Source organism: Vagococcus fluvialis (assembly GCF_048815235.1).
GTDB lineage: Bacteria > Bacillota > Bacilli > Lactobacillales > Vagococcaceae > Vagococcus.
In genome coordinates this window covers 22,046-44,032 of record NZ_JBMEAO010000020.1, presented here as the reverse complement: position 1 = coordinate 44,032, position 21,987 = coordinate 22,046, and the positions used below count along the sequence as shown (strand labels likewise).

Here is a 21,987-nt window from a genome sequence, read left to right as displayed (position 1 = left end):
TAGGTTTAAATTTATTGAGACATTCTACTATTAAGCGAATTCTCAATCGTCTTTTTTGGAGTTGGTTCAGCCTGTTTATATTCCTTTTTTGGTTCTCTAGGAATAGCGACAGGCAAATTTCTAGCAATGGCTACACGTTCCTCAAATTTATTTTCAGGAGCATTTAAGGTGTAAATTTGAGTCAATGTTTTATCAATTGACTCAATTAATTTACTAGCTTCCTTTGTAATGTTTTCCAAAGAATCGGTTAAATCTGATAGCTCATTTCCTCTATCAGTCCATGAAGAAAGGTAACCAAATGAGTAGTCACTCGTATCAAATCCTAAGTGGTCACTAACAATATAAGCCACAGATTCAGCTTCAAATTCTTGTTTGCGATACGTCTTATCACCAAAAAAAGCAGATGAATCAGCATGTAAAATCGCATGAGCCATTTCATGTATCATCACTTTTAACGTCATGACTTCGCCTAGTCCTTCCTTAACAACAATTCTTTTATCCGTTACATTGTAGTAACCATTAGCTCTTGATTGAATTGGTTCAATTGAAATATCAACAGGACTTAGGTCTTTCAATAGATTGTAGTAAGCTACAAATTTTTTAGGATCATCTAGTCCCTCAGTCAAATTATAAACTTGTTTAGGAAGTGGCTTTTCGCCTTCAGTCTGACTCACATCGAATACAGGCTTCAACATAAAGCGGGTACTTTTTAAGGGTGTACCATTATCATCGACTATGACAGTTCCATCTTTATCTTTCTTATCAACTGTATAGGGAGCATAAATAAATAGAGCCTTCGAACCTTTTTTTACGTATCTATCCATTTTTTTCCACGTCTGAAAACCAGCCACTCGGCTTGCATCAGGATTCTGTTCCAAGATTAATTGCACGTTCTTAGAGGAATATTTATGAAATTGTGAGATAAACTTTAAGTAATTAATGTAGTCGTCACTATGAAGATATTTTTCAATACCATCTTCTAAATGACGTGATAGTTTTTTATAATCTTTCGCTTTGATAATTTCTGATAGTGAGGAATCAATAGGTTGTTTCTCTTTAATTTTAGATTTTTCTACCATGTGTAAGCTCCTTTGTTTAACGTCTTAGTGATTGTTTTTGTTCCTGTTCTTGTGTTGGACGACTACGTTCAACTTGTTTATTCATTGCCTGACCATCAGCAACTCGTTCCTCAAATTTATTTTTTTGTTGAGCTTTGCCATTCACTTTCTGATTGATAGATTGAACTAATTTATCTGAATGCTTGGAGATAGTTATAAGTGAGTTGTCTAAATTTTTCATTGAATTAGGACTTGTATTGAACTGTTTTAATTCTTCTAGTGAGTACATTTTTTCGCTCTCTAAGCCTAAATGATTGGCAATCACATAAGATATTGCGTTAACTTCAAACTGTCTTTGTAGACCTTGTGAGGTCGTTTTTAATGATTGTTCTACCGTTAAATCAATGTAACTCTTCATGATTTCATTAAAGTTTTTACCAATAGAATTAACTGGTATTTGATTAACCAGCTCCTTATTGGTCACGTTATCTGTTAAACCATAAATGACCTTCGAAACTTGTTCCTTGTCATTTTCATTCAGTTGAAATGACTGAAAATTTTCTTTTCCAGTCGTTTGGCTTACGTCATAAACTGGTTTCAAGTAAAATTGAACGTCTCCTTTTTTATCTACTTCTCCCTCTGAAACAACTGGAGCATAAACATGAATAGGTTTAGCATCAGTTGTTAATTCATAGCCAAGTTGCTTCCATTTATTCTCACTAGCAACTTGTGTGGCTTCAGGAAATTGGCTCATAATCAACTGAATATTTTTAGGTGAATAAGAATGCAACTTAGTTGTTGAGTCCAAATATTTTTTAAATACATCAGGATTTAGTAACATCATTCTTTGGTCTTTAACAGTGTCTGTCAGTGTTTTAATATCACTATCTGTTAAAACCTCCTCACGTTTAATGTCTTTAGTCTCTTCATGAATTTGCTCCGTTACAGGCTTATTGATAACCTCTTTTGTAACTAATTGCTCTACTCGTGCCGTTTGTAAAAACTCAGATGAATTAACTTCTTTTCCATTTTGTAGCTCAACTATTAGCTTATCAATCGCTATAATTTGAGCGTCACATTTCTTAAATTGATTTAGTGGTGATTCTAAATTAGTTGATTCTATTTTCTGATTAAGAAAATCAGGGTGGCTCACCCATTGGTCTCTTTCGGCTAACAGACTATCTCTTTGAGCGACTAGGATAGATAACTTTGCTACAGTATCTATATTGCTAGTCATTGTTTTATCGGGGTTAATTGGTAGTCGCAGCTTATTTAATTTCTCTCCAACTTCTTTGATACTGTCCTGATTAATTTTTAGTTTTTGTTGTAAATTTGACACATCTAATAAAGGATTTTGACTGATTGATTGACTAATTTGTTCTTTTAAATCGTCCATTTCGGCAAGTAAAGAAGAATAGTTTCGTCCTAGTTGAATCATATCTTCACTAGGAACAAGCTCTTTTTCTAAAGTATCTTTAATCAAAATAGTGTCACTATTTTTTTCTAATGGTGTGACATCGGGTGAAATATCTCCGCCTTCAGTAATTGGATTTTCCAATTTTTCATCAGGATAAAGTTTTTCAGTATCCTTATATTTTTGATCAACCTTATCAACAAACGCTTGAATTGATTGATTGATTTTTAACAATCGACTTCTAAAAGCAGTCGATATATATTGGCGAATCTCATCCGCTTTTCGTTTAGGAAAGGTAATAATTTCATTCTTCTTATGCGTCAGAGATTCTTTTAACGCTTCTTTAAATTGATTAGATACCTCTTTAATCGTATCTCGTAAGCCTTTTTGTATGCGTTCAGTTTGTTCTTTAGTGGGGTTCTCTAGTTGATTAGCAGAATCAGAAAAATGTTGTATCAAGTGTTCTACCTTATCTAAATGAGTCGATAACAATTGCTTAACTTCTGTTTCTGTTAAATAATTTTGGGTAGGGGAATCAGTTAATGCCATTTGATTAAGCGTATCGTTTAATCCTTCTTCAATAGAAACTAAAAAATTATAGGTCATACTTTTATTTTCAGGAACATCTATTTCTGTATTTTCAGTAGATGTTGCTGATACTGGTATTACTTCATTTTCTGTATCTACCTTTTCAATAGAATCAGCTTTTTTAGGTACTATATGTTCTTTTTTGCTTGTTTCAGTGTCCTTCTCAGCTACCTCTTTTTTCGGAAAAGTCACTACTTTTTCCTCTAATTGTTGGTAATATTTTTGATTTCTACCTATTCCGTCTCCAATATCTATCCTCAATTGACTGACCTTTTCACCATTCTTAAATTCATCAAAAAAGAATTTATAATAACCTGATTCATTTGTAGCTGATTGGTCAAACAGTTTAATTTTTTCAATTAAATCAAGGGTTACTATCTCACCTTCAAGGCTAACAATCCCTTTCGTTGGGTTAGTTTCATTAAATTCGACTTTAAAATAATCAGATAATTCCTCAGTATTTTTCATATCTGTTTTTTGCTCCTTTTCTTGAGTTAATGACACTTCTTTTTGAAGTAATTCAGAAACAATTTTTTTCTCTTCATCAGTTTTAGGAGGAAATTTTGCCGATACGTCAAGTTCTCCAGTTGGTTTTAACTCTAAAGCAACTTTTCTTAAACCAGCAACAAAATGAATAGTAGGGTTCTTATTCCATTGAGTGACCTTTCCGGACTCAACCAATTCCTTCAATTGAGGATTTGAAACTTTAGAAATGGCTTGTGTAATGAGTAAATCATTTAATTTCTTTTCATATTTCCTTATAGTTGTTTTGCTAAAAAGTGACTCTCCACGTTTAGACTTCTCAATTTCTTCTTGAATACGTGGAATATTCTCAACAATCATGTTTAAGCCACCTTGTCGATTAAACCCCATTTCCTTTAATTCCGCTTGACGTTCCAATTTTTCAACACGCTTTTTCTGTTCCTTGATTTCTTTCAAGGTGTTAAAAACTGCATCTTCCTTTTTTTCTTGTTGATGAATGTGGCGATATCCGCCTCTTTTATCATTCATTGGTTGGCCATTCGTTTTTGCTGCATGAGCGTAAACTTGTTCTACCTTAGAATTAAATTCACCCTCTAGTCTTGCTAATTTGCCTTTTGAAATATCTAATCTTGTACGTGATTGTGGTACTTCATCCATCACTATATCCCCTTTTAAAACTGATTTAGTCTCTTTTAAAACTTCGTTCCAGTCTGATTTATCTACCCCCTCCTTAATAGGTGGTAAATCGGTTTGAACATCTATGAAATCAATTCCAAATTCATTAATAAAATTATGTCCCGCTTCGTCATTATCAACCGCAAGCGTCAGCTGAATAAATGGAACTTTCTTTTTGGCCATCTTTTGCATATCTTCAAGAAAAGTTTGTTTTTTTTCGTCTGATAAATTTGAACCCAGTGAATTAGCAATATAAGTGGATAAAGTTCCTTTTTTAAAGCCATTCATGGCTAGTAAAACAACATTATTTAAGTTGTTTTTATTTAATTCGTAGTAGCTCATTAAATCAATTGGAGCTTCAAATGCAATTATTTTTAATGGATTATCAATAGAAATTTCTTTTCCTTTTGGAACATGACCTATAGGTACACTTAACCCATAATAACCGTCACCATAGACACGTTTTAAACGTAGTCTGTCTCCGTGAATCTCCGGAAAAGCATCTATCCCTTGATAAGACATCCCTTTGACCTTACCGGTTAAATCAGTATGTTTAAAAACAATTGCTGTTTCTTCATGGTTATTAATCTTATCTTTGTATTTTCCTTGCGTTATCACGTTTTTTTCAATAAAAAAATCAACTGTCTCTTTCGACAGTTGACGTTCGTTTATTAAATAGTCTTTTGTTTTAGATAAATCTTTATCCTCTTTAAGAAAGTAAACAAAAGGTTTTTCAGGTGGTAATGCCTGATCTTTAAACTCACTTAATTCACTTTCATTAATGAATTTAACAGCTTCTTTATAGGAACACTCATTAACTGCCATGACTAACTGAATAGAACCCCCACCTTTTGAGCGAGAGTTCCAGTAAAAACTATTTTTACTCGGTGTGATTTTTAGGCTGTCATGTTTCGACCATTGATACGTTCGCCCTGACCGTTCAAGTCCCATACCAAGAGCATCTGCAACAGATAAAATATCTACATTTTGAGCGATTTCAAGAGATTTTTTTCTTTCTTTATGCGTTTGTCCCATACTAACTAGATACCTCCTAACTTAAAATAACGTAGTAAAAATTAGATTGAACATAAAAATAAGTTGCCACAATGGTAAAGACTAATGTTAGATAAATATAAACTCGAGGAATCACCTCCTTAAATAAACAAGAAAGGCAAAAGGACCAAATGATTAGTAGTACAAATACAAACATAAAAATTCTCCTTTATTTATGCAGCAATATCATCAGAAACAACTCCATGATTAACCACATTTTCTTTTTTAACCTGATCTAATAATTTTTCAACATCATTTTTATAACGCTTATAACGATACCAACGTTCATCACCTGGATTGTTAGCAAGTAAATCAGCGTATTCATGGTCACTTACAACATACTTTTCATCTTTAAATACAAACTGTCCTGAGATATACAGTAAGGCTTCATTCCCATTAATTCGACCTATTTCATCAGGAGTCAATAAATCACGGCCAATAGTATCTCGACTTTCTGAACCGCCACCATTTCTACCTTTATTATGGCTATTTTTCCTAACAGAAATGGTTTGTTTACCAGCACGTTTTGATAAGTATTCAGTTGTTTCCTTTTCGTCACCACCAAGAAAAAGAAGCGTATCACAGGTATTTATCAACGTCGCCCAACCTTTTGGATACATTGTTTTTAACTGATCTAATGCTTGTAGAACTAACACAAGAGATAAGTCCCTACTTCTAAACGTTGCCAGGGCTTTGTCAACATTCGGAATACGTCCAACGTTAGCAATTTCATCTAAATAAAATCTGAAATGATGAGTTTCTCTGAAATCAACAAGGCCTGTTAAAATATCATCTTTGGTTTTTCTAAGAGTTTCCATGGCAGTTGAAATAAAGATTGACGCTAAAAAGTTATAAGCGTCATTTGTCTCAGGTATAGTAACAAATACAGCCGTTTTCTCATCTACCCATGACTCAATATCCATCGTATCGTAGCGAATCATATCAACTACTTGCGTATGGTCAAAGATTGAATAACGACCAGCTGCAATTGCTAAAACGCTCATACGAGTCTCACCATTATATAAATCATTAAACAAAGTCCACTGTTTATAGGCATAATTATCAGGATGTTTTCTATTTAATTCTTCAAACCACTCTTCAACTGGACTAGGTGTATCTTTCTCTTTTCTCTCAGTTAATCGCAACATATCACCAATCATACCCAAATGAGGTAGATAGTTATTATCTTGTCCGTCGTACCATAAGAAACCTATAAATGCTCGAATTAACAAACCTTCAGCTTGTCTCCAAAAATCGTCGCCACTATTATTTTCTTTCTTTTTTGTCCCTTCAGTAATAGCTTCTAATACTCGGTCAATATCTAACTCAGTTTTTATATAAGAAAATACGTTAAACATATCACTATTTAATAGATTATTTAGGTCAAAAATCTTGATTTTATATCCAGCATCTTCTAATAACTGACCCATTTCTCGTATTAATAAGCCTTTAGGATCAATCGTTAAGAAACTTGAATTCAACTGCATAATATTAGGTTTAATAAATGTAAATGTTTTACCTGAACCTGGACCACCAAATACAACCGCATTCTTATTTTTTTGATGTTCATAAGGTATTCGCTTATTATCTAAGCCCATTCGACTATTTCTAGTAAGAATAATATTATTTTCAGGCTTTTCATCTGAAAATTTTTCTATCTCTTCAACTTTCGCAAATCTTGCAGAACCATGTTCCTCTCCATTTCGGTAAACACCTTTATCATTATCTATAGTGTAAAAAATAAGGCTAACTAGAAAAGCTAGAACACCTAAATATAGCCCTACTACTGATGGTAATAAAAAAACTTGAACAGAATTATCTAATATAATTCCGTTCAAGTCTTTAGTCATTAGATTATGAGTTTTTGAGTACAGGTCATAACCTGGAAGAACCATCCAAAAATTGCCACAACAATAACCAATATAAGCAAGTAATAAACCTCTATATAAATAGGGTTTAAACTCTTTTTTATGTATTTGCATTAAATACCACGCCCCTTACTTACAGTCTTGTTAACATTTCCTTTATACATATTGGAACGCTTTACATAGGCTACTTTTTCATCAAAAGTCATTGAACCAGGTTTTTTTAGAATACTCTTGGGCGATTTTTTTATATCTAATATAACCCGTTCTAATGCTTTTTTAGCTAATTCTTGGTCTTTAACTCTAAAGAATAACTCTGTCCCTTCTTTTGTTTCTCTAAAAGAAAAAGGTAACCCTTGATTGTTTAACTGCTCTTTCAACTGGTTAAAATCAACTTTTTCATTTAAAAAAGCAGAAGTGAGAGGATCACTTCTACTCATTAATTTATATAAATTTGTTTCACCGTGCATTGGAAATTGACTATCTTTTAAATTGGTTAATCCTTCCATTGATAAATAAAGAAGAACCTCAATAGTCTTACCAAACGTTTTAGTACCTGTCATAACGCAACGATGGACCATTTCTTGCTGTTCCAATGAATCCCTCCTAGCTTATTTTTATTTCTTTTAAAGCTATTCTTCAACTGGTAATTGGAACACATAATACATACTACCTAATTGTGACTCAATATCATTATTAAAAGATTTTTGCCAATTTAGTAACTCATTTTTTCGTTCATTTAAGTAATTGGCTAATTCTTCAGAATGTTTTTCAGTTTCATTTTTTATTTTAATTTGACACTCTTTTTCATAATAATCTGTAATATTTTTCATTTCTTTTTCTTTAATTTGATTGTGTTCATCAACTATTTGTTTTACCAGCAGCTCATAATCAGCTTTTGGTTTCTCAAGTTTTACATTTTTCTCAATTTCTAACTCAATTAATTTATTTTCTATAGCTTTCTTTTTCTTATCTTGAAAATCATTAACAATTGATTCTTTTATATGTGAGCGAGTATCTCTTTGTTTAATTTCTTGTTCTAACTGAGTTAATCTTGACTGTAAAGCTGAACCTACAATATCTGGAAATTCGTTTGAAACAGGTATATCTTTAGTATTTTCTACTTGTACAACTTTCTGAAATGCAACAATTTCCTTTTCTTTTTGGACTTGTTTAGCCAGTAAATCATTTTTTGCTTCTAACTCTAATTTCAATCGCTCAATTTCTTGTTCATACTCTAAATTTTTTTCTTCAGACAATGTATTTGAGCTTTCAGTTATTTCTATTGGAACAAGAGTTTCCTCTTGCTCCAAAACATCAGTCCCTTTTTTAACTAATGACTCTAAATTACTAGGTAAAGCTGGTGCTTCAGCTATATCTTCTACCTCAGTTTTCTCATTTTGACTAGTTTCTTCCATTTCTACTAATAATGATTCATCAAATTCAACTGGTTTACTTTGATAAAAAGGCTCTAATAAGTTAGTAAAATAAGGATTATCTTCTAATAACGGTAAATCTAAACGCATGGCAAAAATATCTGTATCAATTTTTTTCTTAGTGACTGTTTTTTTAACGATTAACCAGCCACTTTTTCCACGGTCTAGCAAGTCGTTATTAACACCAATAACATAATTAATTAATTGCCCCGCTTCTTTAATTGTTGCTGGTTTTATTTCTTCTGAATGAGCTATGACAAACGTTTCAGCTGGTTTAAACATATCAAATATTCCAAACATAATTACCCTTCTTTCTAGTTTAAGTAAGTATCTTGTTGAGAAGATACTGCTGCATTTTTATTTTCTGAAGATAATACTGATAATAATTCGGGTAAATCTTGAATTGTTAACTTGTGTTCCACCAACAATAAATTAACTAGATCCATATTGGCTCTATCAAATTCATCTTGTTTAGTCGCAAGCTTTTTTTCCGCTTCTTTTACATTTTCTTTAGCTTTTTCCAATTCAGCACCTAAACGAGTACATTTTTTCTCTGCATCTTTAATTTTCTTCGACATTATTTGTTTCCTCCGTAGTTGTTATTGTTTTGTCATTACTAGTAATCATTTCTTCATCTGAAGTACTATCACTTGATGAAAATTGAGTTGTTTCATCTAATTCGATTTTGTAATTATTGTACCCACCACTATCTATCTCTGTTAACGAAACATAATCAATTTTGTTAACAATAAATTTCTTTCCTTCTTTAAGAAATTCAATTTTTATTGCTTCAGTTTCATTCTGATTTAGTAAAGCATTTCTATCAGTATTTTTTTCTGCACGGTGCGTATACGTATAATTTACTAGGCAAACAGCTGTAGATTTGACTGTATCTACATAAATATCTGCCCTATCGAAAACTTGATTAACGATATAACCTTTATATGCTTGATTAATTGGTTGTTCTTCTTGAGCTTTTAATTCGTTGAACATTGCTACTGAAACCAACGGCTCATAACGATTTCTATTTTCACCAACATCTTTTTTTGTGTAATAAGCTGTCAAAAAATCATTAACTACTTTAGTGGTTAATTCTTTTTTAATCTCCTTGTCTACACTCTTCTTATCCTCTGTTTTTACTTGTTTAGGCTCTTTTTTCCCTATATTCGAACCTAATAAAAACCCCGTAGTAAAGAGTAAAAAACAAGCTAAAATAATCACTATTTTTTTTACAAATTTAAGTTTTTGAATATCTACCATAAATATAATAGGAAAGAACTTTCTCTTTCCTTTCCCCCTTTTCTATTTTATAAAGCCACGTGGATCTACATGACCAGCATACATACTTGTCATAACTTCAAAATGTAAATGTGGTCCTGTACTTAATCCTGTAGAACCTACAAGACCAATTAATTGGCCTTTCTTAACTGTTCCATTCTCAGACACCATTGCTTTACTTAAGTGTGCGTATCTCGTCCAATAGTTACCTTTTTTATGCTTAAGAACCACATTGATTCCATAAGTATCGCCAACGTCGGTTGCTCTCATAACTACAGCGTCCTCAGCTGCATAAACTTCAGTTCCAAAACCAACGGCAAAATCTAAGCCTGTATGGAATTCAGCTACTCCCGTTTTAGGGTTAATTCGATAGTCAAATCCTGATATACTAGCAAGACGATTAGGCAATGGATAAGAAAACTGACCATTTCCTGGGTTTTTTTGACCTCCTGAACTTACATATCGCCACACATGAGCGACATACTTAGAATCCCCATAACCACCTGTTCCGCCTGACATCATCATTGCGAAACCAGTCGCTAATTCTTCTGTAAAAGCATAATTATTAGATTTTGTATATGGAATAAAATTAACTCCGTAATTGTATGCCTGTACAGCTGTTTTAACATACTTATCATCACGATTAATTAACTCTAAGCCAACTAATTTCATATTTCCCCATAAGTACCTGACACCTTGTTTTATGCTGGCATCTGTTCCTAGCGTATTTCTAGGTAAACCTAAACTCTCTGAACATTGCATCACATCTGGAACTAATCCAGCACTTTCTTGCATACAAACGGCTAAAACAATTGGTAAGTATTTTTCAGGCATACCAACCTCTTTCATAGCTTGTTTAAACTTAGGTATGAGGGATATCACTTGTGGAGATAACGACATAGAATCATAATCGCTACCTAATAATGTTTCTTGTGTATAGATAACTTTAGGAAAATAGAAAGCTGGATTAACGGCTTTCCACTTAGCTTTTTCTGACTGATACGAAAAGTATTTAATAGAGAGTGTGGCATCTGTTCCCTTACCTATGTATGCTCCTTCAGTAATTGTTTCTCCACCAATAAAACGTGAATTATTAACACCTTTTAAAATTATTTTATGGTCTTTTGACAACTTAATTTCTATTGAATCAGTTCCAGTTATTTTCGATACTGTTCCCGACATAGGGGCAACAATATCAGTTCCTGGCTCACTTTTTACTATTATTTGATTAAAAAGTTTTGCATTCTTCCCTTTTCCTTCATAGCCAAAACGTCTAGTTACCGTTAATTCTTTTGTTTTAAACGGAAAAGAGAGCTGGCCGTCCAAAGATAAATAACCATATTCAGACTTATTTTCTTTATATTCGGAATAGTCCTCTTTATTTAGATAATAAGAGCTTTTTTTATTTTTAATTAAGGAGTCCATTGAAACAATTTCATAGTTTGGACTGCTTCCGTTTAGTTTGGACCACATAGTAGATAAGTATTTTCTATATGTTTTTGTAAGAGAATATTTTTCATCTAATTGGTAATCTTCAAACCGATAATTCATGTAAAACATGACATCATTAAAATTGGTATAAAATGTATTAGAATCGTCATTATGATCTGTATCTAGTTTTGTCATATATGCCCATGAGTCCGTTAAATCTTCCTCAGTCTGACTTATAGCGTATTGATTGCCTGAAGCAATTCCAACAACGACTAAACATATTAGTATAAAACCTAAAACACTTAACGTGATAGGGTTTGTAGCCACAGCCTTAACAGCAGTTGATAGGGCTTTACTTGCTTGCGATACCATTTTATTTACTTCAAAACTAAATTGAAATTTTTTTTGATTAGAATAAGCCATTAATCGTCTCTGAGACCTTCTAGCTTTCTTCATAAGTTCTGCTCGTGTGGTTAAATGAGGTGGTGTTCTGTAAAAGCCTTTCCCTCTAACTAGGTTATAAGTCTTATTTCCTAAGCCATAACTACCTTTAGCTGTTTTCATTGATAATTTACCAGCTAACTTAGTGACTTTTAACGCTTGTCTCATTTGCATATTGGCTTGTTTGGTTTGTTGTACAAGATTGATTGCTTCACCAAACGTATCGTCTTGTTTGACTGGACTTGTTGTTTTATTGATTAAATCTTGTTTTATACGTGCTTTAGATTCTGTTTTGACTTGATTTCTTACGGCAAAAGGATCATTATTCACTGAATGTTTTACTAATTTTTTGTTAACTTTCACATTCATTTTTGTACGATTTAAGGCTATTTTCTTATCTCTAAGTCCTTTTAATTCTTCTTTTGATAAGTTTTTTTCGTTGTTAATGGCATTTTTTAAAGTATTGCTTTCTTTTTTCACTTCACTTCGCATTAACTTATATTCTTTTTGAGTTACTTTTAAATTGCTCTTAGCTTCTCTTCTAGCTTCTTTAGGTGTTAGGGTTTGTTGATTACTAATTCCTTCTAGTAACAATTCCTTTTTATCTGTTTTAGCCTGAAGTAACTCTCTCTTAGGTACATTGGAATATATTTTCAAATCGTTTTTCTGACTTTTTAATTTTTCCTTTATGCCTTCAGTATCTTTTCTAAGAATTTTTGAATGAGCCATAATTCCTTTATCAGTAGGTTTCAGCTTAGAATGTAATAAATTATTGTATTTTTCTTCAGTATTCAAAGCATTTCTATATTGATTTTGTTTTCCTTGAAGAGTTTCAGTAACTAGTTCCTTGCTTTTTAAAAGGCCATTAGAATCATTTGCTGAACTTGTATGATGATGTTTTACCGTTAAATCTACTGACTGTCTATTGATATCACGACTTCTTACGTGTTTACTTTCTATTTTGGGCTGTTCCTTTTTGTTAAGTAATTTATCTTTTTTATTTTGAGCTTTCAACCAATAAGACCTCCATTTAAAACAAAAAAAGAGCCTTATAATCTAGTGATTAAAAGCTCTATTTTAGACTAATATTATTTTTAAAAATGCTGATATATCAGCTATTTCTCGTATGTTACGCATCTGTATTCATAATTCTAAACAAGTCAGTATGTTTAGGTATTGAATTTTCAAAAGGAACAATCACACCACCAGCAGAAATCAAACCAGTTCCTGGTTCCACCCTATTACCAACGTATTTTAACAACTTAGGCGGTAATCGAATCATTTCCTCCAATCGCAATAAATCAACTGGTTTTTGACGTAATAGAACGATATACTCACTATTTGATACCATTTTCCTACCTGCTGCACTATCTAATAAAGTAGAAATATTTTGAGTAATACCTGTAGGAATAGCTCCATATTTACGAATTCTAGCCCAAACACTTGTAAACCATAATGAATTTTCTTCTGTATCAAAGTTTTCCTGTAATTCATCAAAATATAAATGAATGGTTGTTTTTCCTTGATTATCAACTACTTGCTTCCAAATTTGGTCAAGAATAACTTTCATAGCAAATGGTTTCAAACGAGCATCTAATTTTTTGATGTTAAAAACAATAAAATTAGCATTCAAATCAATATTCGTTTCATGTGCAAATATATCTTGAGCCCCTATTGTATAAGGTTCAACCTTAGTTGCTAGAAGTCTTGCTGAATCTTCCGGCTCGTTAAGTAAAATATTATGCCAATCAACTAAGGTAGGGTTTCTTGTCTGCCCTTCAAATTGTTCATAAGTTTTTCTTGTTACTCTATCAACAATCGCTGCATCTTCATCTGTAAAAGATTTTAAAATAGATTCAAACAAAGTAGCTAAAAGATTGGCTTTTTCCTTCACTAGGTCCAAGCTCTGATCTTCTTCATCAAGAAGAGATTTATCAGCCATATCTAAAATATTTAAATGATTACTCGTTCCGGTTGAAATATCCAATATTTCAGCTCCAAACTCTTTAGCTAATTCTAAATACTCACTCTCAGGATCAACTATAATAGTTTTATCATTAGGATATCTTAATTTAGAACCGATAATTTCCCATTTTGTCGTCATACCTTTTCCTGAACCCGAAGAACCAAAAATTAGCCCCCCTGGTGCAATCATTCCTTTTTTCCTATCAACTGTAATCATATTATTAGTTAACTGATTTGTGCCGTAAAAATGGCCTGTAGGGTGTTGTAATTCAACATTTGAAAATGGTATTTGCGTTGCTACATTAAATGAAGTCATATCACGCATATAATTCATTTCAACATCTAAATATGGTTTCCCAATTGGTAAGATAGTATTTAAAGCCTCTGTTTTGTAGTCCTCAATCGTTTCAAAATAAACATCATGATATGAACCAACATCTTTAACATCTTGAATAGCTTGTTTTAAAGAGTGTTCATCATCTTCTAAAACCATAACGGTAAAGATTCCTGAAAATAACTTTTGACCATCCTCTTTAAATTGTTTTCTTAAAGATTCAGTTGATTCTTTAATTTCCTTCGCTTCTCCCGAAACCATATCCTCAGAAACACCAGCTTTAAAGTTTCTTTTTTGTTGTTTAGCAATTTCTGTTTCATTACGAATACTAACAGCTTGCACTTTCTTTTTGGCTTCTTTCATATCATAAGGTCTAGCATGAATACTAATAACACTTTCACGACCAATACTAGTAATCTCACGAATTAAAGTATCTTCTAAGTATTTAGGATATTGCTTAATATATAGGATAGCCCCATACTTTTCTCCCAATTTAAAAAAGACTCTTCCTCGAGGAAATGACATTTTACTAGGACTGATAAAAGCTTTACTAGAAAGGCCTGAAACAGCAATATCCTCATAAGTAGAAATAAAATAATCATCAGGCTTAAGTAATGAAGCCATTACCTTTAATCGCTCTAGTCCTGATATTTTTTCAACAGATAAGTCTACTTCGTTATCATCAAATTGTGTCACATAATTACTAGCAAGAGTGACTAAATTTTTACTTGCTTGTTTTCTAGAATGACTAGCAGTAGTAAATATAGCGTATTTGTCTACTTGAAAGTTACGCTCGTCCTTCTCGTACTGTTGTTGAATAATTTCATTAATTTCTTCTCGGTAATTATCTAATTTATCAGCTTGATATGGTAGTAGCGTCTGATCAATTAAATTTTCAGGAACAGCACGATTAATTACTAAAAGCTGATACCTTGAATGTTTATCTAGTTTATTCAAGGCTTCAGCATAACCGATAACTACATTAGACTGTTCTTCATCTGTTGAAACTTCATAATCAACTTCACCTAATTTAAACATCTGAGAGTATTCATCACCTACTATGTGCATCAGCCCTTCTTCAAACTGGGACGTGTATTTAATAGCTCCTTGTGTTGTAGGCGTTGTCTGTAGTTTAATACGTTCTAATCTTTTTTTCTCCGCTACCTCTTTAGCTAGTAATTCGTCATTATTACTAGCTTTTTTAAATCCTATCTGTTTCTTTGATTGTACTGTCTTGAATAAATTCACTTGCTTCATACCTCCTAATTTGACCTGTTAAATAATGACAATCTTCATATATAAAATAAAGTTGAATTTTTCGCTTTATTTCATTCCAACGGTCCAACAATAGCAGCATAGGATAAGCCCCCAATAAAAGGGCCGTTAATACGGCTGCTATATGAAATGACCAATCGGGTAAAATAAAAGCTTCTGCTACAACAATTCCACTTACAATAACTAGTAAAACCCCGGCTTTAAACTGCCGACGAGAAACACCAAATAATTTTTTTTCCATTTGAGATATATCTCGTTGAAATTCACTTTGCATTGCCATCTTACATCGCCCCCATTAATTGTTTTGCTTTTCGTTGTGAACCAATCAGTAGGATAATAATAACGACATATTTACAAATTAGACCAACGTACTCAACCACATTCTTAATGATTGCTCCAGCATTCTGCCAAACAGAACCATCTAATGAATTAAAACTTGAAAAATCATTTGCTGTAAGTATTGGTATTAAACCAAGTATTAATATTAATAATGCTCCTTGAAATACAACCGCCATTACATATTTAAGAAAATTAATGCTAATAGAACGTAATTCATCATGAACAAAAAAGGCAACCATTATTGGTGCAACAGCTTTTATAATGTATAAATCTATTGCTCTTAAAAAAATGATAATCTTTGACGTCCAACTGGCAAAAGCCATTGAAATATAGGTTAATATCCTAAAGAGAAACGGAATAGGTCTTTCCCACATTTTCATTTTCGCTAGTGGTTTAATAACGTCATTTGTTCCTGTTACTACTACAACTGAGTTAATCCATTTGGCCGTCTGAATACCGAACCAAACAACACCATCTACAATTTTGCTTGAAGTCATGATTAAAAAATACGCAACTAAATATTTCATAGCAATACTCAGATAAACATTAGCAGTCAGGCCACCTTCTTCTGAATCAAATTTTTTAGAATAGTTTTGTAATTCTAATAAAAAAAGAATGGCTAAAATAGCGATTCCTACAGGTTGTAGGACAGTCGCTATTTTTTCCATTGCTTGATTAGTTACAGGGTTGTAGGAACTTAATGATTTGAATAACTGGTTAAGTGTTCCTTTAGGAATGTGCATTACCTTGCCCCCTTTAGAATCTTATTGCATTTAGGGCTTGAACTATTACAGTAACAACACCAGTTGCAATCATTGCTGAAGCCCCTCCCCAAAGCATTTGTTGAGACCCTTTTTCAGCTTTCATTGGATCTTCATGTTTTGTTCCTGATTGAAAATTAAAGTAACCGATTAATAAACCGATTAGTCCACTAGCACCAAATATTGTGCCAGCAATTTGTACTATTTTAACAACTGTTGCCATACCTTATCCCTCTTTCCTAATCTTCCCATCCGTCATACACGCTGCTATCTTCAGTTGATGTATCACTTTCTTCAAATTCTTTTAAATTTAAGAATTTATCTATGCTATTCTGCTTACTGCCTTTATATTCTGTTTCCTTGATTTCAATATAAACCGCTTTTCCTTTTAAAAAATTTAGTGTTTCAGGGTTAAAGCCGAAGTCAATATCAGGGATATCGACTCCGTTATCTTCAATACTAGCAAGTAAAAAATTAACATTACTTTCTGTATAAGAATTCCCAAAAACCAAATAATGAGTAGCTTCTTCTTCGTTTTCACCTGTCACTAACATTCTAAACATTGGAGCACCAGTATTTTTTGAAAACATATTTTTTACTTTTTTAATCGTCGCTGGGTGTGAACCAATACTAAACTCATTCTTTATTTCTTCACGTTGGAGTGGTCTTGTATATTTCATCTACCAAGCACCATACTATTTACTTTGAACAGCTGTAAAAGCATCTGTCATGAATTTAAACATGTCATTTGTAGCTCCAGTAACTCCAACTTTTGCGATTTGAAACACAACGATTGCTAATGCTAAACCAAATAATGCCATTCCTATTTCTTGAATTAATTCTTTCATGTATAATCTTCCTTTTCTTTAAGTTATTTTTGTACTGCTTTAAATGCGTTTGTCATAAAATCAAACATGTTGTTTGTAGCACCAGTAACTCCAACTTTTGCGATTTGAAACACAACGATTGCTAATGCTAAACCAAATAATGCCATTCCAATCTCTTGAATTAGTTCTTTCAACTTCTTCACCTCCCTTCAATTGCAAAAAAAAATCAATACCTAGGAGTTCGACCTCTTAAATACTGACTAATTGTTTCTATAAAATGTGGGAAAAAATGGTGTAACGCTCCTAATAGAGCTACAATAATTATTCCTAAAAAAACAAATGAACCTACTTCGTAAATCATTTCTTTCATTATCTGACCTCACTTGTAACTGAACAATCTGTATAACGTGTAACTTTTTTATTGATTAATATTTTTATTTCATATTCTTGCTTAATTTGATAATTGATGATTTCACCATATTTTTTTTTAACTCCTAACTCATTTGAAACAATGGAAAAGCGATTGTCAGCGTAAGTTTTACTATTTGAGTTTATTTTTTCCATAGCAGTAGGTGTTAACCCACCGTATCTAGCAACGTTTTCATTAACTGTTTTTCTGTAATTTGAAAATTTACTAACTTGAATACCCACGTCCCATACAGATAAACCACACAAAATAAAAATAATTAAAAGAAGATAGTGAACAATATTCGCATTAATTTGTCTCATTTATTCCTCCCTCCTTATTATTGTATTGGTGTCATAACTTGGTCAAAGTGCATTACTGCAAAGGCCATTAAAATTCCCACAATTAATATCAATGACACATACAAAAATATTCGTCCAAATTTTTCAATTCGATTCGTTTTTATCTCAACAATCTCACCAATTGTATCTAACACCTCTTTAACAGCCATCTGTCCTAGCTCCTTTACAACTGATTTATCATCTGTTGTAAATTGCGAATAGTACAACGTTGTCATAAAGTTTTGAGCATCATCTGTCACAGAAAGCTCTCGACCAAAGTCTTGAAATGCTTTTTTATTTTCCGGATCTTCCTGAATTTTTCCCATCAAACGAGCAATACTTGATTGAGATTGTTTCGATTTTAATCGAGTAGAAATTTTTCCAAAAATCGTATACAAACTTTCACCACTACTTAAATACGTATCAACTAAACGAGTAAAAATAGAATAAGAAATTTGTTGATTGTATCTAGCATTTTTATAAGCTGATTGAATTCGGTAGTACCTGGTTTTATAAGCAAAAAAACCAAGAACAACAAATACAATTGAAGCGGTCCAAAGTTTTTGAGTTAAGAAAAAAATAGCAATTAACAGATAAACAAAAGACATCATTATTCGTTTAAACTGCAATCCTACAGCTTCCTCTTCTGAATAACCAATGAACTCGGCTTTTTCTAAAAAATCCTTTTCCATTGTTTTTACAATAAATAATTGAACTTTATTCACTACATATCAACCTCCAAAACATCATCGTCAAAATAGGTTTTCATAAAATGAGTCATAGTATACAACACACCGATTAAGTAAAAAATACTTACTCCCCAACCGATTGGATGGTGACTAAAGTATTTTAAGTAATTTTCAAATGTGATAGGTTCTATCCTAAAATGACAGGCCATAATTAGTAGTAAAATTAATGAATGCCCACCTTTTGCATATTTAAGAGCTCTATTTTTATTTTCTACTAACATATTTCTAAATGTTTTAATATCATTATGAAATGATGTTGTTTTCTTTAATGACTCTAAATTGTTAGTTCCTTCAACTGAACTTGTTTCTAAAATATCTATGTACTGAGTAAAAATAACATCTTTATCATAATATGAAGCAAATTGTTGAAAATACTCATGGTATTCATCTGTAGAGGCATCTGACAATTGAGAAACAAGAACGATTAAACGCTCTTTAAATTCACCACTATATAAATCTAGCATGTCATTTAAAACAACATAGACAGTAATAGAGGGTGCTGACATAACTTGAGTAATATTGTTAACGAATTTATTTCGCTGTTCAAATGATTTCCTCTCATAAAACCGTTTGATATTAGCTGGAAACAAGACAAAGTACCCATAAACACCACCAAAAATAGTCATAGCAATTGTTAGTAGAATATAATGTAATAGCAAATGAGCCATTACACCACCTAAGATAGCTGGAAGAATAATATTAATAAGATAATCTTCACCTTGTATTGAACGACCATAAGCGAGCTTAAACGCTCTTAATTCATCAATGCTATACCTCTTTTTTCCTACAGTTCCCACTTACTCACCCATTTTCTCATGAAATTCTTGACACTCTTTTTCAAAATCTTCTATATCACTTTCTTTACCGTAGTCTGTAATAATTTCTTTCAAGTTTTCTGACAGACCATAATAAGTAGCTATTAATTCTCCTTTCGCATTTAATCGTTGAGAAAAAATCATTTGAACACCATCTTTTGTATATTCACACAACTCTTTTATCCAACGATAGGTTTTCCCATTGATTTTCCTTTTACTAAGCTGAATCCCAATATCTAGGGACTCATGAATTTGTCTGATATAGTTTTCTTCATTAATAGGGTAATGTTCTGCAATCATTCCTGTTAGTGTAGAGGGAATCGTATAAACAGACTTAGAGTGCATGGTTGAAATAACCTTATGGTCACTCTTTAATAATTGAACTAGATGATAAGCTTCAGACGAACGTACCTCTGTTAAAATCACCCATGTAGCATTTTGGCGCTTGGAAGCCTTCAATAAACTTGAAATCGTCATATTTCCGCCTTGCTCTGACGTACTAGAGATATCTTTATCCGGATATAATTCTTTTAAATGCGTTTCCGGAATTTCTTCTATTAAAAAGATAGTTTCATCAAAAGGAATAGGCTCAACTAAATATTTTTGTAACTCAGTTTTAGATGAACCTACCGCACCAGCAACAAAAATACTTAAATGACTAGAAATGAATGTCAATAGTAGTTTTCTAACAGAGTCGGGACCAATTGAAAAATAATCCTTAGAGTAAACCATATTTTTTCGACTAATTCTTAAAGCTAAAACTGTTCCATAAGGTGCGTTTGATTTATGAATAGCATCTACCCTAACATTTCCTATTTGAACTGGTAAATTAGGATGTTCTTTGTTGAAATTATCGCCTGAAAAATTTGCATACCTATTTATTAATGCCTGAACTTCTCTCTCTTCGACAGGATGAGGATACAAATATTTCTTATCAGGATTCTCAATAATGACCTGAGTTCCGTTAAAACGTATATCTGTTGCAGTAGGATCAAGAGCAAGCACTGTTTCAACAAAGCCAAAACCAACAATAGTAGGAATAATTCTTCTTTTTTCATCTTCTGATAATTCTTTCTTTTGTGAGACGATTTGACGAACTATTTTCTCTAACTCTTCCCTTTTTTCTTGACTCTTTAGTGAAGCAATCTTTAATTCAGGGTGCTTTAAATCAATATGTTTTTTTACAGCTGCAATGACTTCTTTCATCACTTTTTCTCGTTCCAGCTGTTGATCTGTAACTCTTTGTGTTTCTTTTAAATCAGGTTGTTGTTCATACAACATACTTAATACTTCTTTCATTCTTTCCCCTTTCCTTCATGAATATTAGTTAATAACGTTGTTTGATAGGTGTTTTTTCCTTCATTAACAACAATTCGAACACTCTTTATTGTGCCTGTTGCTTCTTTTAAATAGGTAAAAGTAACTTGAGAACCTTTTTTAAAATTTTTAGGAATATCAGAGCGAACCTTAGTTTCAAATGCTTCCTGGTCGAAAAAACTAACACCTTCAGTAATTCTAGAAGAATAATCAAAACTAGAAACTAGCTCATTTTTTGCCATCACATTTAATTCTTGCACTTTAAAATCTTCTCTATTCGTTGAAAATAGATAGAAGCTAAAGCCAAATATAGCCAGTAACAGAACACTACCAAAACCTATTAAAAGACCTGTATTTTTCACTTGTTTTCTCCTTATCTAAGCATAAAGTGATTTAAACAAATTTAAGGTGTCGTCTATTTGACCACCGTAGATAGAACTGAGTTTTCTTTTAAACTGAATAGATTGAATCAATTCACCTACTTCTTTCAAAACTACCTCCTTCGGAATATACTCAAAACGATATATTTCTAGAAAGAATTGACTTGGCATTTGAATGTAGTCCAACGTTAACTGAATAACTGGGTATTTATTAAGATAACCATATTTTGCTTTGTAATACTTTAGATTAATATCTTCAATTGTCACAAGACCTCTAGCTTTTGAACTTAATTCAAAACCTTTTTGATACGCTGTTTGTTTATCAGATAGAGTAGCTAACATCATAATTTTTTCAAGTGCTACTTTGTAGTCTTTATTTTCTAGCCCATTTATTGCAGTTAGTAAAATATCGTCTCTTACTTTTGCCATCTTCATAATTCACTCCAATTTAATCGTTTTTGACCATTTAATTTTTTATCCTAGTATCAAATGAATAATAAATATCATCTACCGAGCATCCTAAAGCTTCAGCTAAACATGCCCATTCATAAGTTTTACGAGGTTTTGAACACAGTAACTCACCTTTCTCTATTGATTTTATCGTTAATATCATGTGACCAAATGAACCACATTCTCCGTACATTAAGCTTTTTGTTGCTAAATCATCTATTGAAATACCTACACTTTCACGTTTAATTTGTAATTTTGACTTCATAACATCCTTTCCTTTCATACTATAATCAATAAAAAAGCACC

Annotated in this window: 23 protein-coding genes; all 23 read right to left on the bottom strand. The window is 32.2% G+C overall.

The window, feature by feature from the left end; all coding sequences use genetic code 11:
- Positions 1-11: 11 nt before the first annotated feature.
- The 23 genes from ACODH8_RS12525 to ACODH8_RS12415 all read right to left on the bottom strand — a co-directional run bounded on the left by ACODH8_RS12525 (position 12) and on the right by ACODH8_RS12415 (position 21,946).
- Positions 12-1,079 (bottom strand): ArdC-like ssDNA-binding domain-containing protein, encoded by a 1,068-nt coding sequence (locus ACODH8_RS12525; RefSeq protein WP_250942412.1) that lies wholly within the window; start codon positions 1,077-1,079, stop codon positions 12-14.
- 16 nt (positions 1,080-1,095) lie between these two features.
- Positions 1,096-5,253 carry a DUF3991 domain-containing protein gene (locus ACODH8_RS12520; protein ID WP_420021015.1) on the bottom strand — a complete coding sequence of 1,386 codons (4,158 nt, stop codon included), beginning with the start codon at positions 5,251-5,253 and terminating at the stop codon, positions 1,096-1,098.
- A 191-nt stretch (positions 5,254-5,444) separates the two neighbouring features.
- Positions 5,445-7,253, bottom strand: coding sequence for a VirD4-like conjugal transfer protein, CD1115 family (locus tag ACODH8_RS12515; protein ID WP_420021014.1), 1,809 nt, complete (start codon positions 7,251-7,253; stop codon positions 5,445-5,447).
- A complete protein-coding gene (locus ACODH8_RS12510; protein ID WP_207060348.1) occupies positions 7,253-7,732 on the bottom strand; it encodes a DUF3801 domain-containing protein in 480 nt (159 codons plus the stop codon). Before ACODH8_RS12510 ends, ACODH8_RS12515 begins: the two co-directional genes overlap by 1 nt.
- 36 nt (positions 7,733-7,768) lie before the next feature.
- Positions 7,769-8,872 carry a hypothetical protein gene (locus ACODH8_RS12505; RefSeq protein WP_420021013.1) on the bottom strand — a complete coding sequence of 368 codons (1,104 nt, stop codon included), beginning with the start codon at positions 8,870-8,872 and terminating at the stop codon, positions 7,769-7,771.
- Between the two features lie 14 nt (positions 8,873-8,886).
- Positions 8,887-9,150 (bottom strand): hypothetical protein, encoded by a 264-nt coding sequence (locus ACODH8_RS12500; protein ID WP_420021012.1) that lies wholly within the window; start codon positions 9,148-9,150, stop codon positions 8,887-8,889.
- Entirely contained in the window at positions 9,134-9,793 is a 660-nt protein-coding gene (locus ACODH8_RS12495) for a hypothetical protein (protein WP_420502207.1), read from the bottom strand. Before ACODH8_RS12495 ends, ACODH8_RS12500 begins: the two co-directional genes overlap by 17 nt.
- Before the next feature lie 81 nt (positions 9,794-9,874).
- On the bottom strand, positions 9,875-12,736 hold the full coding sequence (locus ACODH8_RS12490; protein ID WP_420502208.1) for a peptidoglycan DD-metalloendopeptidase family protein: 2,862 nt from the start codon (positions 12,734-12,736) through the stop codon (positions 9,875-9,877).
- A gap of 115 nt (positions 12,737-12,851) precedes the next feature.
- A complete protein-coding gene (locus ACODH8_RS12485; protein WP_420019096.1) occupies positions 12,852-15,269 on the bottom strand; it encodes a VirB4-like conjugal transfer ATPase, CD1110 family in 2,418 nt (805 codons plus the stop codon).
- On the bottom strand, positions 15,223-15,576 hold the full coding sequence (locus tag ACODH8_RS12480; protein ID WP_332463321.1) for a PrgI family protein: 354 nt from the start codon (positions 15,574-15,576) through the stop codon (positions 15,223-15,225). The genes ACODH8_RS12485 and ACODH8_RS12480 overlap by 47 nt, the downstream gene beginning before the upstream one ends.
- Before the next feature lies 1 nt (position 15,577).
- Complete coding sequence (locus ACODH8_RS12475; RefSeq protein WP_420517754.1) at positions 15,578-16,378, bottom strand: type III secretion system protein PrgH; 801 nt, start codon at positions 16,376-16,378, stop codon at positions 15,578-15,580.
- 13 nt (positions 16,379-16,391) lie between these two features.
- The gene (locus ACODH8_RS12470) at positions 16,392-16,619 is read right to left on the bottom strand and encodes a hypothetical protein (RefSeq protein ID WP_086952629.1); all 228 of its coding nucleotides are present in this window, start codon (positions 16,617-16,619) and stop codon (positions 16,392-16,394) included.
- Between the two features lie 16 nt (positions 16,620-16,635).
- On the bottom strand, positions 16,636-17,076 hold the full coding sequence (locus ACODH8_RS12465) for a type III secretion system protein PrgE (RefSeq protein ID WP_311877473.1): 441 nt from the start codon (positions 17,074-17,076) through the stop codon (positions 16,636-16,638).
- A gap of 15 nt (positions 17,077-17,091) precedes the next feature.
- Positions 17,092-17,244: a hypothetical protein gene (locus ACODH8_RS12460; RefSeq protein WP_179203881.1), complete on the bottom strand. Its 153-nt coding sequence runs from the start codon at positions 17,242-17,244 to the stop codon at positions 17,092-17,094.
- 23 nt (positions 17,245-17,267) lie between these two features.
- On the bottom strand, positions 17,268-17,417 hold the full coding sequence (locus tag ACODH8_RS12455) for a hypothetical protein (RefSeq protein WP_207059348.1): 150 nt from the start codon (positions 17,415-17,417) through the stop codon (positions 17,268-17,270).
- Between the two features lie 32 nt (positions 17,418-17,449).
- Positions 17,450-17,593 carry a hypothetical protein gene (locus ACODH8_RS12450; protein ID WP_288395149.1) on the bottom strand — a complete coding sequence of 48 codons (144 nt, stop codon included), beginning with the start codon at positions 17,591-17,593 and terminating at the stop codon, positions 17,450-17,452.
- Positions 17,593-17,952 (bottom strand): hypothetical protein, encoded by a 360-nt coding sequence (locus ACODH8_RS12445; protein WP_420019095.1) that lies wholly within the window; start codon positions 17,950-17,952, stop codon positions 17,593-17,595. Before ACODH8_RS12445 ends, ACODH8_RS12450 begins: the two co-directional genes overlap by 1 nt.
- Positions 17,953-17,969: 17 nt before the next feature.
- The gene (locus ACODH8_RS12440) at positions 17,970-18,695 is read right to left on the bottom strand and encodes a hypothetical protein (protein WP_420021009.1); all 726 of its coding nucleotides are present in this window, start codon (positions 18,693-18,695) and stop codon (positions 17,970-17,972) included.
- Positions 18,695-19,516: a hypothetical protein gene (locus ACODH8_RS12435; RefSeq protein WP_250942390.1), complete on the bottom strand. Its 822-nt coding sequence runs from the start codon at positions 19,514-19,516 to the stop codon at positions 18,695-18,697. Before ACODH8_RS12435 ends, ACODH8_RS12440 begins: the two co-directional genes overlap by 1 nt.
- Positions 19,517-20,833, bottom strand: coding sequence for an ATPase, T2SS/T4P/T4SS family (locus ACODH8_RS12430; protein WP_420021008.1), 1,317 nt, complete (start codon positions 20,831-20,833; stop codon positions 19,517-19,519).
- Positions 20,830-21,213, bottom strand: coding sequence for a hypothetical protein (locus ACODH8_RS12425; protein WP_420021007.1), 384 nt, complete (start codon positions 21,211-21,213; stop codon positions 20,830-20,832). The genes ACODH8_RS12430 and ACODH8_RS12425 overlap by 4 nt, the downstream gene beginning before the upstream one ends.
- Positions 21,214-21,228: 15 nt before the next feature.
- Positions 21,229-21,666 (bottom strand): hypothetical protein, encoded by a 438-nt coding sequence (locus ACODH8_RS12420; RefSeq protein ID WP_420517753.1) that lies wholly within the window; start codon positions 21,664-21,666, stop codon positions 21,229-21,231.
- A 31-nt stretch (positions 21,667-21,697) separates the two neighbouring features.
- Entirely contained in the window at positions 21,698-21,946 is a 249-nt protein-coding gene (locus ACODH8_RS12415) for a hypothetical protein (RefSeq protein ID WP_420021006.1), read from the bottom strand.
- Positions 21,947-21,987: the final 41 nt, after the last annotated feature.

Bases quoted from the DNA above. Each gene is read 5' to 3' on its own strand.
- ACODH8_RS12470 (WP_086952629.1), bottom strand. From the start codon at position 16,619: ATGGCAACAGTTGTTAAAATAGTACAAATTGCTGGCACAATATTTGGT.
- ACODH8_RS12480 (WP_332463321.1), bottom strand. From the start codon at position 15,576: ATGGCAATGCAAAGTGAATTTCAACGAGATATATCTCAAATGGAAAAA.
- ACODH8_RS12450 (WP_288395149.1), bottom strand. From the start codon at position 17,593: ATGAAAGAAATGATTTACGAAGTAGGTTCATTTGTTTTTTTAGGAATA.
- ACODH8_RS12460 (WP_179203881.1), bottom strand. From the start codon at position 17,244: ATGAAAGAATTAATTCAAGAAATAGGAATGGCATTATTTGGTTTAGCA.
- ACODH8_RS12525 (WP_250942412.1), bottom strand. From the start codon at position 1,079: ATGGTAGAAAAATCTAAAATTAAAGAGAAACAACCTATTGATTCCTCA.
- ACODH8_RS12445 (WP_420019095.1), bottom strand. From the start codon at position 17,952: ATGAGACAAATTAATGCGAATATTGTTCACTATCTTCTTTTAATTATT.
- ACODH8_RS12500 (WP_420021012.1), bottom strand. From the start codon at position 9,150: ATGTCGAAGAAAATTAAAGATGCAGAGAAAAAATGTACTCGTTTAGGT.
- ACODH8_RS12515 (WP_420021014.1), bottom strand. From the start codon at position 7,253: ATGCAAATACATAAAAAAGAGTTTAAACCCTATTTATATAGAGGTTTA.
- ACODH8_RS12415 (WP_420021006.1), bottom strand. From the start codon at position 21,946: ATGAAGTCAAAATTACAAATTAAACGTGAAAGTGTAGGTATTTCAATA.
- ACODH8_RS12475 (WP_420517754.1), bottom strand. From the start codon at position 16,378: ATGCACATTCCTAAAGGAACACTTAACCAGTTATTCAAATCATTAAGT.
- ACODH8_RS12465 (WP_311877473.1), bottom strand. From the start codon at position 17,076: ATGAAATATACAAGACCACTCCAACGTGAAGAAATAAAGAATGAGTTT.
- ACODH8_RS12420 (WP_420517753.1), bottom strand. From the start codon at position 21,666: ATGAAGATGGCAAAAGTAAGAGACGATATTTTACTAACTGCAATAAAT.
- ACODH8_RS12430 (WP_420021008.1), bottom strand. From the start codon at position 20,833: ATGAAAGAAGTATTAAGTATGTTGTATGAACAACAACCTGATTTAAAA.
- ACODH8_RS12520 (WP_420021015.1), bottom strand. From the start codon at position 5,253: ATGGGACAAACGCATAAAGAAAGAAAAAAATCTCTTGAAATCGCTCAA.
- ACODH8_RS12505 (WP_420021013.1), bottom strand. From the start codon at position 8,872: ATGTTTGGAATATTTGATATGTTTAAACCAGCTGAAACGTTTGTCATA.